Here is a 12,822-nt window from a genome sequence, read left to right as displayed (position 1 = left end):
AGGCAGGGGCGGACCGGGTTGAAAGGCCGGGCGGCGACGGCGTCCTCACGGCGCGAGGAAAGCCGTCACCTTCCATTCCGGCGAACCGCCGCCGGTCTTTTCCTTCGCCCCGGTGTGGTCCAGTACGGCGAGGCCGGCGGTGGGAAAGCCATAGGGGCAGGTCGCGTTGAAGGCTTCGTAACCGATCAGCATCAGAAGCGTTTCCTCGATGCCCGGATTATGGCCGCAGATCAGCACCGACTGACGTTCGGCGTGGTCGGAGATCGCCTCGATATAGGTGATCGGCGCGGCCTGATAGAAATCGTCGATAAAACGGCAGGAGGGGATGCGATCAAGCGCGCGGTAGGCCGCGTCGGCAGTCTGGCGGCAGCGCATGGCGGATGACGAGAGGATGACTTCCGGCACGTAGCCCGCCGCCTTCATCCGGCGGGCGATATCGGCGGCGTCGTCAACGCCGCGCTTCGACAGGGGACGTTCGAAGTCGCGCATGGTCGGCTCCGGCCAGACGGCCTGGGCGTGCCGGAAAAGATAGATCCGTTCAGGGTGAGGGCTGATCGTCGACATTGCTCATCTCGAAGCGGCATGAAGCGGTTTCGGCGGTGCGGAATCCGCCGTTTGCGGCGGATCAGCGGGTTCGAACATGTCCTTATCACGAAATTCCGGCAAGCCCGCCTGCTTTTTCAGGCTTGAAGAGGTCTTTTCGCAAAGGGACAGCGTGGCCGGGAACCATAAACCGAGCAGTGCCGCGCGCAAGGCGGAGAAGCGAATCGATCGCGGCCCCGACAAAACCGGGCGTTGCGCGCCTCAATGAATGTTTTATGGCAGTTGCCTTCTTTTTTTGCAGAAAAACCGGAAACTCGGCCTATTTTTTCAACAGTTTTTAAGCTGCTCAAATTTACAGCAGAGACTTGAATTATCAGGTTTGTTTGGGATATACAGCGCCCGTGGGGTGTTGTTCAGGAGAATGGCTTTGAACAAGAACATTGATCTTAGTAGCTATGTTCTCTCCGATAACGAAGAGTTCATGAATCCCAACCAGCGGGCCTATTTTCGCGCAAAACTGATCGCCTGGAGAAACGACATTTTGCGGGAAGCCCGTGAAACGCTCGATAACCTGGCTGCCGAAAGCGCCAATCACCCGGACCTTGCAGACCGGGCCTCTTCCGAAACCGACCGATCCATCGAATTGCGGGCGAGAGACCGCCAGCGCAAGCTGATTTCGAAGATCGATGCGGCATTGCGGCGGATTGACGACGGGACCTACGGTTATTGCGAGGAGACGGGCGAGCCGATCGGTCTGAGGCGACTCGACGCACGGCCGATCGCGACCTTGTCGATCGAGGCGCAGGAGCGTCACGAACGACGCGAGAAAGTCTACCGCGACGAATAGCAGAACACACCAAAAGGCCGCGCCCGATCAGGACGCGGCCTTTTGGTTTGATGTTGCGGATCTAACAGCGGTGCCCGTTGGGGTCGGGGTCTCCCGCGATCGCGGATAACGTACGTCCTGTTGGCGAATCACTCGGCCTCAGGCCGGGCCTTCTTCGAGGCCGGCTGGTCGCTCTTTGTCGGCGGCTGGGCCGTCTCAGGCCGGTGGCGGGTGCCGATGGGGGCTGGAATGCGGGTTTCGAGCAGGATGTCATTCGGCCCGCCGATCATCACCAGATGCTCCACATTGTCGCGCCGCACAAGCACGACGCGCCGGCGCGCGTCGACGGCAGCGGCATCGACGACATAGAGGCGCGGTCTTCTGTTCTTTCCGCCCTTGATGAAGGGGGACGGCGGCCGGTGACGCAGCAGGAGCCAGATCGCCAGCACGGCCAGGATGATGACGCCCAGTGACAGCAGCGGGAAATCGAAAATGGCGTTGCTGAAGGTCATGTTTCCCATTGTCTGTCTTTCGCTCGGCAGTCTTCTTCAAGGAGCCGGCATCAATTGTGGCCGGTTTCGCGTTTCGCGTCATGGTTTCATTCGCGTTGTGACCGGAATATCAACTTTTTGGCGGGCACCTTCAAGGCAGAACTGCAGGGCATCGCCGTCCTCTGTCGAGATTCGCCCATCCAATACCCAATTTTAAGCATTTCAGCCTATCTTGACGCGTCAGAATGACTAAAGCTTGTCCCTTGCGGGCGGCCTGGCGCTTGCCGGGCGGAGGGGCGTCGGTCGCCTTTCCGCACAAGAAGAGATGCAGAGAATATGCGCTTCCGTGACGTTCCGCCGGAAAGCGCAGATGATGAGGTTGCAATGGTTCGACAGAGCGAAAAGGCTGCCAAGCCTGTGATCAGGCGTGGGCCCGGCTCGGGCGTTGTCGCCAAGCTTGCGCTGGTCTTGCTCATTCTGGCGGTGATCATCACCATCGGCTATCAGTATCGCGGCTATCTGCCGGAGGATATCCTGCTGGCGATCCTTGGGCTCTTCGCGGTTCTCGGCGTGTTTTTCGGCCTTGCGGTGCTCACCGGCCTTGCCCAGCTCTTTCCCGGAGCCCGTCAGAACAGTTTTGCCGGCCCGTTTATTGATCAATTTCCCGAGGCTGTCGTCATCACCGATCACCGCGACCGGATGGTCTACGCCAATGCGGCCTATGGCCGGCTCACGGGTGTTACGGATGGCGGTTCGCCGCCGAGCCTCGAGACCCTCTTGTCGGAGGAGCCGGAGAGCTCCGAAACCCTCTACCGGCTGACGCAATCGGTGCGCGGCGGCGACGACGACCAGGAGGAGTTCCGCCTGGCGCATCCGCTTTCGGGCAAGGGGGAGGCGCGCTGGTATCGCCTCGGCGCCCGTTTCTTTCCGGTGACCGACACCCGCGCCCACACCCGCAATTTCAACATCTGGCAAATCTCCGACATTACCGAGGAGCGGCAGGAACAGGAACGTTATTTCAAGGAGTTGCAGAAGGCGATTGATTATCTGGATCATGCGCCGGTCGGTTTTCTGACATCGGACGGCCAGGGAAAGATCCGCTATCTCAACGCAACGCTCGCCGGCTGGCTCGGCATCGACCTTGCCGGCTTCGTCGCCGGGACGGTGCGTCTTTCCGATGTCATTGGCGGCGAGGGCATGACCCTGATCGACACGCTTGCGGCCGAGCCGGGGCAGCGGCTGAGCGAGACGGTCGAGGCCTCGCTGCGCCTGCCGTCCGGGCGCCATATGCCGGTGACCCTGCTGCATGACCTGACCGGCGGCCGGGACGGCCACCCGGCGGAAAGCCGCACCGTGGTGCTGAAGCGCGCGGAAGGAAAGGGCGCCGAGACGGGCCTTGCGGGCCAGGGGCGTTTCTTCGACGACACGCCGATGGCAATCGCCACGCTCGATCGCGATGGCCGCCTGTTGACCACCAATGCGCGCTTCCTCGCCATGTTCCCCGATCTTCTGAAACGCGAGGAAGTCGGGCGCGGCGCGCGCATCGGCGGGCTGATCGAGGAAGGCGACCGGCAGAAGGCGCGCGACGCGCTGGCGGCTGCCGCCGACGGGCAGGGCGAGATCGCCCCCTTCGAGGTGCGCCATGCGCGCGATGATGCCCGCCATTTCCGGGTTTTCGTCCATGCCGCGCGCGATTGCGGGCCGGATGCCGTCGCCCTTGTCTATGTCATCGAGATCAGCGAGCAGAAGGCGCTCGAGGCGCAGATGGCGCGCACGCAGAAGCTCAACGCCGTCGCCACGCTTGCCGGCGGCATCGCCCATGATTTCAACAATGTGCTGACGGCCATTCTCCTGTCGGCCGATCATCTTCTCCTGCAGTCGCGCGCCTCCGATCCGGAATTCGCCGATCTGGTAGAGATCAAGCGCAATGCCAACCGCGCCTCGGGCCTGGTGCGGCAGTTGCTCGCCTTCTCGCGCCAGCAGACCATGCGGCCGGAAGTGGTCGATCTCAACGACGTCATCGGCGACAACCGGATGATGATCGAGCGGCTGACCGGCGGATCGGATATCCGGCTGACGACCGATTTCGCCCGCGATCTCTGGCCGGTGCGCACCGATCCCGGCCAGTTCGGCCAGGTCATCACCAATCTCTGCGTCAATGCGCGCGACGCGATGCCCGATGGCGGCACGCTGACGATCAGCACCCGCAATATCGCAGCCGGCGCGGTGGCAGGCCTTGGCCTGCGCGAGGTGCCGGAGCGCGATTACGTGGAAATCGAAGTCGCCGACACCGGCACGGGCATTCCGCCGGAAGTGCTGGACAAGATCTTCGAACCCTTCTTCACCACCAAGGATGTGGGCAAGGGGACCGGCCTTGGCCTTGCCATGGTCTATGGCATCGTCACCCAGTCGGGCGGTTTCCTCAACGCCGTCTCCGAGGTCGGCAAGGGCACCCGCTTCATCATCCTCCTGCCGCGCCATGTGCGTGTGGGAACCGAGGAAACGGTCGAGGCGCCCAAGGACCACAAGGGCCAGCCGATCGCCTCGGCCTTCTCCGAGGGCAATGAGAGCGACAACGAAGCGCCCCGCGAGGAGGATATGGACCTCACCGGCCAGTCGGCCGTGGTGCTCTTGGTGGAAGACGAGGACGCCGTGCGCCGCTCGGGCAAGCGCATGCTGGAAATGCGCGGCTTCACCGTGCACGAGGCCGACACCGGCGTGCATGCGCTGAAGATCCTGGAAAAGCTGGAAGGCGCGGTCGACATCGTCGTCTCCGACGTGGTCATGCCGGAAATGGACGGCCCGACGCTGCTGCGCGAGGCGCGCAAGCAATATCCGGAACTGAAATTCATCTTCGTCTCCGGCTATGCCGACGACGCCTTTGCCAAAAACCTGCCGGAAGACGCCAAGTTTGGGTTTCTCCCGAAGCCGTATAATCTGAAGCAGCTTGTGGCGGCGGTGTGGGAGATGCTTCGGGAGGGGTGAGGTTTTTCAAGCCTTTAAGGGACTAGAGCTGCTCAAGCCTTCTCGTAGGAAGGGCTACTCTTTGACGACTGGTTTGGGCCGCCAATGCGGTCGTTCGCAGGATTTTGGTACGAGCTGCGAAGCCGCCGTTCGTTGCACTACCTGTGAAGGTCGAAAGAGGGCGGGAAGCAAACATTTGGCGTGGATTGCGTAAACGGCTGCCACTTGGGTTAACGAACCCTGCTTTGATCTCGCTAGCAGGAAGCCTTATACATTAAACTACGTGGTCGCTTGACTTAAATTTTGAGGTCATGCTTGCTTTCTACCGCAGCTGTTTTCAGGAGAAGCCCATTGTTAAATTATGATATCGCGGTTTCCTTCGCTGGAGAAGATCGGGCTTTAGTAGAAGAGTTCGCCGGCTCTCTCAGAAAGAAAGGAGTTCGCATATTTTATGACAATTTTGAACAAACTACCTTATGGGGGAAAGACCTGTATCAACACCTTCAGTTCATATACAAAGATAAGGCGCGTTTCTGCATCATTTTTGTTTCCGAACATTACGCCAAAAAAAACTGGACCCTGCACGAGCTACAACAGGCGCAAGCCCGATCTTTTCAACAGGATGTCGAGTATATTCTTCCCGTACGGATTGATGAAACAGAATTGCCTGGCATCAACCCTACCATTGGCTATGTTGATCTCCGCCACGTCGATCTTGAGAAACTGATTGAACTGACACTTGAGAAAATTGGACACCGGACTACGCCCATCGCGCGGCGCACTCTTCAGGACGGAAGAGAAGTTGAGCTCGTTGAGTATAACGGGCATCTGGTAGCAAAAGGATGGCCTAGCAAAATTGAAGGTGCTCAGCACGAACCGATGGCGCTGGTTACGTTGCCATTTGAAAGGATTCGCTATGGTGAGGAGACGCGTCTTGATAGCGAGTTAGAGCTGCCCTCAGTCTGTCATGATTGCGGCGTTTTGCTCGGACAATTGCATGTCTACGGGTGTGATATGGAAGAATGTCCACTTTGCGAACGGCAAGCCATCAGTTGTGGGTGTAATATACTTCCGCTTACTCGCAACGATGTTGAAAAGTGGGAAGAGCACGAACCACCTTTTGATAAGGCTCCATATGAACAATAAAACTCATGGAGAATATTATTCATTCATTGATCAATATATACTATAATAGTATGCATCCGAATTCCATTCGGATTTTGAATAATACTTCATATGATAAACGTCAGAACTCGTCCATTTCCAATTGCGGGTCCCGTGCCGAATGCTGAAATAAATATTGACTCGGCATTCTCCCTCTATTCCGCGTCATCCTCGGGCTTGACCCGAGGATCTAATCACCCTTACATGCGAGCGGAGTCAGCGGTTAGTAAGGCGCTGTTCTTTCTGCCTTTTTAACCCGAAACGCTTGTCGCGCGGCTACGTGCTTAGACCCTCGGGTAAAGCCCGAGGGTGACGAAAGAGGGTGGGGCGGCTTTGTCAGCCGGCCTCAGGCCGGCCTCTGCCAATCCGCTTTGCCAAACAAATCAACCGATCACAGAACCACCCGATAAAGCGCAAAGCCGTTCTCGCCGTCGCCGGCGGTTTCGATCTTGGCGCCCTTCACGTCGTCGATATAGGCCTTGGCGCGCGGGCCGGTTTCGAAGGTGGCGGTGGTGCCGGGCATCGGGGCGAAGGTCCAGTTGAAGTCGGCGGACGGGTTGATCGTGCCCTGGTCGACGATATAGCGGACGATGACGTCGCGGTTGGTGTCCGGGCCGACGAAGACAATCACATCATTGTCGATGTCCGGGAAATTGCCGCCGCCGCCGGCGCGGTAATTATTGGTGGCGACGATGAATTGCTGCTCCGGATCGATTGGCTTGCCGTCAAAGGAAAGGTCGATGATGCGGTGGCTGTCGGGATTGGCGAGGCTGCCGTCCTTGGCGTAGCGCGCCGGCTTCGCGAGGTCGATCTTGTAGGTCACGCCGTCGATGATGTCGAAATTGTAGGACGGGAAATCCGGGTTCAGCAGGGCGGCATCCGCAGCACCCGGTTCCACCTGGTTGAACATGCCCGCCGACATTTCCAGCCATTCGCGCACCTGCGCGCCATTGATCAGCACGGCGCGGGTGGTGTTCGGATAGAGGTAGAGGTCTGCGACGTTCTTGATGGCGATGTCGCCGGCCGGCACTTCCGTATAATAATCCGGGCCGCCGCGTCCGCCGGCCTTGAAGGGCGCTGCGGCGGAGAGGACGGGGAAGTCCTTGTATGCGCTGTCCTTCAGCATTTCCTTCGTATACCAGGTCTGCGCCCTTGAGACGATCTGGACGGAGGGATCATCGGCGACAAGCGCGAAATAGGACTGCAGCGGCGCCGAGGTCTTGCCGACGGGCGTGCGGACATAGTCGAGCGTCGCCTCGTGATCGGCCTTGGCGGCGGCGACGACGGCCGTGTCGGAGGCGACATCGGCGACGACCTTGCGGTCCTCGGTGCGGTGATAGATCGGCCGCGCCTCGGTGGTGAAGTCGACGATCTTCCAGCGGTCGCCGTCCTTTTCCAGAAGCAGGTCGATCAGGCCCATATGCGAACCCCAGAAACCGGCCATGGCGGCGGGCTTGCCCTGAAGCGTGCCCTTTTGAGGGTCGACGCCGGCAATGCCCTGGAAATCGGTCGGGCCGGGGAAGACGAGATGCTGGTGGCCGGTGAAGACCGCATCGATGCCGTCAACGCCGGCAAGATAGAGCGAGGCGTTTTCCATCAGTTCGGCCGGGCCGGTCCCGTCAATGCCGGAATGGGAAAGCGCGATGACGATATCCGCGCCTTCTTCCTTCATCACCGGTATCCAGGCTTGGGCAGCTTCGACGATGTCGCGCGTATTGGCCTTGCCGGAAAGGTTCTTCTCGTCCCAGACCATGATCTGCGGCGGCACGAAGCCGATGAAGCCGACCTTGACCGGGCTTGTGTTGCCTGCGCCGTCGGTGATCATCTTTTCCTTGATCAGATAGGGCTTGAACATCAGGTCGTCATTGCGCGGGTCGCTGGCAAGCTGGCCCTTGGTCAGATTGGCGCAGACAAAGGGGAAGTTGGCGCCGCCGACGACCTTGAACATGAAGTCGAGGCCGTAGTTGAACTCGTGATTGCCGAGCGTGCCGACATCATAGCCAAGCACGTTCATCGCCTTGATCACCGGATGGACGTCGCCCTCGTTCATGCCCCGCTCATAGGCGATATAGTCGCCCATCGGGTTGCCCTGGAGGAAGTCGCCATTGTCGATCAGCATGGAATTGGCCGATTCGGCGCGGATCGCATCGATGATCGAGGCCGTGCGCGCCAGCCCCATCGTGTCATTGGGCCTGTCGGCATAGTAGTCGTAGGGAAACACGTTGACGTGGATGTCCGTGGTTTCCATCAGCCGAAGATGCGCCTGGTTGTCGGCCGCATGGACGGCGAAGGGATGGAGCGCGATCAGCGCGGAGGCGGCCGTCATGCCCTTTAGAAGGGCGCGGCGCGAGATCGATGGCATCAGAAGGGTCGTGGTCATGAGAGCTCCGGGGTTCATCGCTTGCGCGGAAAATTATGGAACGCCATCATCGCTTCGCACCGTCGTGTGACAGGCGGTTGACATCGGGCGTGATTAAGCACCAACCTTGGGTCGACAATGAAACCAAAGTGGTACGCTATTTGGAGGGCGTGCGGGCCGTCAATACGGGAGGTAAGTTTGGTAACCAGTTTCACGATCCGAAATGCGGCCCGCGAGGATGTGCCGGACATGGTGCGGCTGATCAATATCGCCGGTCATCGCCTGCCGCTGTGGTGCTGGGGCCAGCTTGAAGGCGGGCGGGAAGATCCGTGGCAGGTCGGCCGCACGCTTGCCGCGCAGGATGAAGGGGCGATTTCCTGGACCAACGGCACGGTGGCGACGCTCGGCTCGGACGTCGCCGCGCTGATGCTCGCCTATCCGCTTGAGGGCGAGGCCCCGGGCTATGGCTGCGAGATCGACCATCCCGTGGTGACGCCGCTCCGCGACCTGAAACGCCAGGCCGAGGGCACGTTCCACATTCATGTGCTTGCCGCCTATGCGGAATACAGGGGACGCGGACTCGGATCGTTCCTGCTCGACAAGGCGGATCGGATTTCAGGTGACAGCGATATCAGCCTGATCGTCTCCGACGCCAATGCGCCCGCCAGACGGTTCTACGAGCGTCTCGGTTTCAAGGAGAGGGCGCGCCAAAGCCTGGTGACGGCGCCTGACTGGCATGCGGACGGCGATGACTGGCTGCTGATGATCAAGCCGTCGGCGCAGTGAAGGCTGCGTCGACATCGACATTGAGCCGTTCGATGATCGGCCTGAGCGCAAAGGACGAATTGATCTGCACCACATGCGGCAGGGCCGAGAGCCAGTCGCGGTGGATGCGCTCGTAATCCTTCAGGTCCTTTGCCGCCACGCGCAGGATATAGTCATACTGGCCCGACACCATGTAGCAGACAATGATGTTCGGGCAGCGCCGGACGGCTTCCTCGAACTCCGCGAGCGTGCGGGCGAACTGGCCGGAAAGCGAGATGTGGACCAGCGCCGTCATCTTGTAGCCGAGCGCATCGGGCGAGATTTTTGCGGTATAGCCCTCGATCACGCCGCTTTTTTCCAGAAGATCCAGCCTGCGCGAACAGGCCGAGGGCGAGAGACCCACAGTCTCGGCAAGCTCCGCATTGGTGATGCGGCCATTATTCTGAAGGGCTTTCAGGATCGCACGATCGATATCATCCAGGTCCAATTTTCGAACTCCCTGCGAATTTTGTTATTCTTGTTCGAATATTAGTCTGTTTTGCCGGCGAGACAAGCCGTTGCCTGCAAGGAAATTCTGCCCAGGGTTGGATTACCATGGAGCTGCGGAAGGCGGGCTTTCCGTTGTTGGTCGTGGTCCGATCGGATAAAAATATGTTTTCGATATAACGAAACCCTTGCGGTCTCGCGACTCCGATCTATATTTAGATATATCGAAACAATATCGAAAAGGATTCCGTCATGCATGGTCATTTTCACCAACATCAGCACGGCCACGCCATGCGCCTTGCCATGGGCCCCGGCCATGGACCGGGACGCGGCGGTCGCGGCGGCGGCCACGGGTTTGGCGGCCATGGCGGGGAGGATGGCGGCGGCCGGATCGGCCGGTTTCTCGGCCAGGGCCGCATCCGCTTTCTCGTGCTGCGGCTGATCGCCGACGAACCGCGTCACGGCTACGACATCATCAAGGCGATCGAGGAATTGAGCGGCGGCTTCTATTCGCCGAGTCCCGGCGTGATCTATCCGACGCTCGCCTTTCTCGAGGATGGCGGCTATGTCGCGGTCTCGGCCGACGGCAACAAGAAGTCCTATGCGATCACGGAAACGGGCCGGGCCTATCTGGAAGAGGAAGCGCCGGAGGCGGAAATGGCGGTGAAGGCGCTGAAAGCCGTTGCCGAACGCCTCGGCGCGCGCGAACGCAAGCGCGAACGCGCCCGCGGCGGCGACAATCTGCCGCGCAGCGTCGAGGCGGCCTTCCTGAACCTGCGCGAGGTCATCGACCGGCGGCTGGAGCGTGATGCCGGTTCCGCGAGCGCGGTTGTGGCTGAGCTCCTGGCGATGGCCGAGCGGATGGACGGCTCCGGCGCAACGACGTCGCCCGATGAACCGTCCGAGGATTAGGAAAAAAAACGTACCGCCCGCCGCAACATTGCGCGGCGGGCGTTGCTGCGATTTCAGAGCTTCCTGGCGAAGGAAAGCAATTCCGCGTCGGTAAGCGGCCTGATCTCGCTTTCATAGGTGGCGACCGGCGAGAAGCCGAACTGCTGGTAGAGCTGCAGGGCGCGCGGATGGTCGAGGCTGTTGGTCGCGGTGATGATCTTTTCCGGCTTGTCGGCCCACATCGCCTTCAGGCCCTGAAGCAGGAACCACTTGCCGACGCCAAGGCCGAGCGCGCGCTCGAACAGGCCGAAATGAACGAGTTCCGTAACCCCGTCATCCTGCTGCTGATATTCGTAGAAGCCGGCCGGCGCGCCTTCGAGATAGAAGACGGTGACGGTCGTGCGCTCATTGTGGATATTGGCGCTGAGCTCCGCATCATCCATGCGCACGCGGTCCACCCATTCCCAGCGCGTGCCGACCTGACGGTAGAGGAAGCGGTAGAAGGGCAGCGGAATCTCCGGCACCCGCATCAGTGCAATATGGAGGTTCGAGGGCGCGATCATATGCGCCTTCGGAGGGGCCGTCATCTCCAGTTCGGTGACATGGATCCGGATCGGCTTCTGCTCCTTGCTCTTGCTCATGCCTTACGCCTTTCCCGTCACAATCGCCGTATCGTCGCGGCCACCCCATTCCGACCAGGAGCCGTCATAGAGGCTGTTGTTCTCATGTCCGAGGCTTTCAAGCGCGAGCGTGATGATCGCCGCCGTCACGCCGGAGCCGCAACTGGTCACGACCGGGCGTTCAAGATCGATCCCGGCATCATCGAAAAGCGCCTTCAGTTCGTCATTGGCAAGAAACCGGCCGTCCTTCGAAAAGGCGGTGGCGGGCAGGTTCTTAGCACCGGGCATATGGCCCGCGCGCATGCCCGGCCGCGGCTCGGGCTCTTCTGCGGCAAAACGGCCCGGGCCGCGCGCATCGGCGATCTGGCGGCTGCCGGAAGCGACGATGTCACGCATTGCGGAAAACGATGTGATCCTGTCGGCGGCAAGGCGGGGGGTGAAGGCGGCAGGCTCGGGTTCCGGCATATTGCTCTCGACCGGGTGACCGTTCGCCTTCCAGCCATCGAAGCCGCCGTTCAGCACATAGACATCGCTTGCGCCCATGACCCGCAGCAGCCACCACAGGCGCGGGGCCGAGAAGAAGCCGGGACCGTCATAGACGACGATGGTGTGACGCTCGCTGATGCCGCGCTTTCCCATTTCGGCTGCGAAGAATTCGGGCGCGGGCAGGGAATGGGGCAGGCCGGTCGTTCTATCCGCGATCTCGTCGTGATCGAAGAAGACGGCGCCGGGAATATGGCCATCGGCATATTCGGCCTTGCCGTCGCGGTTGTGGGCGGGCAGATACCAGGAGGCGTCGATGACGGAAAATCCGGGCCTGTTCAGGCGCTCGGTCACCCAGTCCGGCGAAACGACAAACCGGCTTTCAGCACTCATTCGATCATACTCCTTGAAACAAAATGGGCTCACGCGCCGAAGCGTATGCGGAAGCGACGGTTCTCGCGGCCCTTCTTTTCGATCTTGCCGATATGGATGGCGCCGACCTCTCCCGTCGAGGCCACATGGGTACCGCCGCAGGGCTGGCTGTCAACCGACGAACCCTCGCCGATGCACACAAGCGAAATCCGTCCCATGCCCGTGGGCGGGCGGACATTCTTCGATTTGACGATTTCGGGATTGGCGACAAGCTCTTCGTCGCTGATCCACTGCACGTAGACCGGATGATCCTCATCGACGAGCCTCATCATCGCTTCGGTGACCGCCTGCTTGTCGACGGTCTCGCTCATGTCGAAATCGACGCGCGATTCGTCCTCGCCGACGGCGGCGCCGGTGATCGGAAAGGGACAGACGACGGAGAGGAGATGACAGGCGGTGTGCATGCGCATCAGCTTCAGCCGGCGCGGCCAGTCGACCTCAAGGCGCAACGCCTCGCCGGGGGATGGCGGGGCTTCGCCTTTAGCGGGCACATGGAGGATAACGTCCTTGCCGTCGCCGTGCCGGGTCACATCGAGTTGAAGCGTCGAGCCATCGGCGCGAACGGCCGTGCCCGTATCGCCCGGCTGGCCGCCGGAGGTTGCGTAGAAACAGGTCCGGTCGGTTTGAAACGTGCCGTCCTCATGCACCGTCGTGACCACCGCATCGCACCGTTGAAGGTAGAAATCGTCGCGGAAGAGGGCATCAACAGGCATGGGTCACTTTCTGGAGCGCTTCCGCTTTCACCGGATTGCGAAAGCGCTCAACCTCTTTGTTTCTGCGCGTTTCAGGACGGAGAAA

General features: G+C 60.5%; 12 protein-coding genes. 5 read left to right on the top strand and 7 right to left on the bottom strand.

Going from position 1 to position 12,822, the window contains the following annotated elements; all coding sequences use genetic code 11:
- Positions 1 to 45 precede the first annotated feature (45 nt).
- Positions 46 to 564, bottom strand: a complete 519-nt coding sequence (locus tag FF124_RS16530; RefSeq protein ID WP_138749591.1) for a SixA phosphatase family protein — start codon at positions 562 to 564, stop codon at positions 46 to 48.
- A 406-nt stretch (positions 565 to 970) separates the two neighbouring features.
- Here FF124_RS16530 and dksA point away from each other — a divergent pair, with 406 nt between their 5' ends.
- Positions 971 to 1,390 carry an RNA polymerase-binding protein DksA gene (gene dksA / locus FF124_RS16525; RefSeq protein WP_138749590.1) on the top strand — a complete coding sequence of 140 codons (420 nt, stop codon included), beginning with the start codon at positions 971 to 973 and terminating at the stop codon, positions 1,388 to 1,390.
- Between the two features lie 128 nt (positions 1,391 to 1,518).
- Here dksA and FF124_RS20835 read toward each other — a convergent pair whose 3' ends face one another.
- Positions 1,519 to 1,881, bottom strand: coding sequence for a flagellar biosynthetic protein FliO (locus FF124_RS20835; RefSeq protein ID WP_425462544.1), 363 nt, complete (start codon positions 1,879 to 1,881; stop codon positions 1,519 to 1,521).
- Between the two features lie 363 nt (positions 1,882 to 2,244).
- Between FF124_RS20835 and cckA the strand changes: the two genes are divergently transcribed.
- Both cckA and FF124_RS16510 read left to right on the top strand, forming a co-directional pair.
- Positions 2,245 to 4,845, top strand: coding sequence for a cell cycle histidine kinase CckA (gene cckA, locus FF124_RS16515; protein ID WP_138749588.1), 2,601 nt, complete (start codon positions 2,245 to 2,247; stop codon positions 4,843 to 4,845).
- Positions 4,846 to 5,175: 330 nt separating this feature from the next.
- On the top strand, positions 5,176 to 5,970 hold the full coding sequence (locus FF124_RS16510; RefSeq protein WP_187326982.1) for a toll/interleukin-1 receptor domain-containing protein: 795 nt from the start codon (positions 5,176 to 5,178) through the stop codon (positions 5,968 to 5,970).
- 409 nt (positions 5,971 to 6,379) lie between these two features.
- Here the strand turns inward: FF124_RS16510 and FF124_RS16505 are convergent, their stop codons facing one another.
- Complete coding sequence (locus FF124_RS16505) at positions 6,380 to 8,368, bottom strand: bifunctional 2',3'-cyclic-nucleotide 2'-phosphodiesterase/3'-nucleotidase (RefSeq protein ID WP_138749586.1); 1,989 nt, start codon at positions 8,366 to 8,368, stop codon at positions 6,380 to 6,382.
- A gap of 177 nt (positions 8,369 to 8,545) precedes the next feature.
- Between FF124_RS16505 and FF124_RS16500 the strand changes: the two genes are divergently transcribed.
- Positions 8,546 to 9,133, top strand: coding sequence for a GNAT family N-acetyltransferase (locus FF124_RS16500; RefSeq protein WP_187326981.1), 588 nt, complete (start codon positions 8,546 to 8,548; stop codon positions 9,131 to 9,133).
- Here the strand turns inward: FF124_RS16500 and FF124_RS16495 are convergent.
- A complete protein-coding gene (locus FF124_RS16495) occupies positions 9,114 to 9,599 on the bottom strand; it encodes an Lrp/AsnC family transcriptional regulator (protein ID WP_138749584.1) in 486 nt (161 codons plus the stop codon). The genes FF124_RS16500 and FF124_RS16495 overlap by 20 nt on opposite strands.
- Positions 9,600 to 9,850: 251 nt before the next feature.
- On the opposite strand from FF124_RS16495, the gene FF124_RS16490 reads away from it, so the two are divergent.
- Complete coding sequence (locus FF124_RS16490) at positions 9,851 to 10,510, top strand: PadR family transcriptional regulator (protein WP_246072513.1); 660 nt, start codon at positions 9,851 to 9,853, stop codon at positions 10,508 to 10,510.
- Positions 10,511 to 10,563: 53 nt separating this feature from the next.
- Here FF124_RS16490 and FF124_RS16485 read toward each other — a convergent pair whose 3' ends face one another.
- From FF124_RS16485 to FF124_RS16475, 3 genes are read right to left on the bottom strand one after another with little or no spacing between them, the layout of a single operon-like run.
- A complete protein-coding gene (locus FF124_RS16485) occupies positions 10,564 to 11,130 on the bottom strand; it encodes a GNAT family N-acetyltransferase (RefSeq protein ID WP_138749583.1) in 567 nt (188 codons plus the stop codon).
- Positions 11,131 to 11,133: 3 nt separating this feature from the next.
- Positions 11,134 to 11,985: a 3-mercaptopyruvate sulfurtransferase gene (gene sseA, locus FF124_RS16480; protein WP_138749582.1), complete on the bottom strand. Its 852-nt coding sequence runs from the start codon at positions 11,983 to 11,985 to the stop codon at positions 11,134 to 11,136.
- A gap of 29 nt (positions 11,986 to 12,014) precedes the next feature.
- Entirely contained in the window at positions 12,015 to 12,737 is a 723-nt protein-coding gene (locus FF124_RS16475) for an alanyl-tRNA editing protein (RefSeq protein WP_138749581.1), read from the bottom strand.
- Positions 12,738 to 12,822: the final 85 nt, after the last annotated feature.

Source organism: Martelella lutilitoris (assembly GCF_005924265.1).
Lineage (GTDB): Bacteria > Pseudomonadota > Alphaproteobacteria > Rhizobiales > Rhizobiaceae > Martelella > Martelella lutilitoris.
The sequence above is the reverse complement of the archived record's forward strand: the minus strand, read 5'-3'. Positions and strand labels throughout refer to the sequence as shown.

Bases quoted from the DNA above. Each gene is read 5' to 3' on its own strand.
- FF124_RS16530 (WP_138749591.1), bottom strand. From the start codon at position 564: ATGTCGACGATCAGCCCTCACCCTGAACGGATCTATCTTTTCCGGCAC.
- FF124_RS20835 (WP_425462544.1), bottom strand. From the start codon at position 1,881: ATGACCTTCAGCAACGCCATTTTCGATTTCCCGCTGCTGTCACTGGGC.
- cckA (WP_138749588.1), top strand. From the start codon at position 2,245: ATGGTTCGACAGAGCGAAAAGGCTGCCAAGCCTGTGATCAGGCGTGGG.
- FF124_RS16505 (WP_138749586.1), bottom strand. From the start codon at position 8,368: ATGACCACGACCCTTCTGATGCCATCGATCTCGCGCCGCGCCCTTCTA.
- FF124_RS16490 (WP_246072513.1), top strand. From the start codon at position 9,851: ATGCATGGTCATTTTCACCAACATCAGCACGGCCACGCCATGCGCCTT.
- FF124_RS16485 (WP_138749583.1), bottom strand. From the start codon at position 11,130: ATGAGCAAGAGCAAGGAGCAGAAGCCGATCCGGATCCATGTCACCGAA.
- sseA (WP_138749582.1), bottom strand. From the start codon at position 11,985: ATGAGTGCTGAAAGCCGGTTTGTCGTTTCGCCGGACTGGGTGACCGAG.
- FF124_RS16475 (WP_138749581.1), bottom strand. From the start codon at position 12,737: ATGCCTGTTGATGCCCTCTTCCGCGACGATTTCTACCTTCAACGGTGC.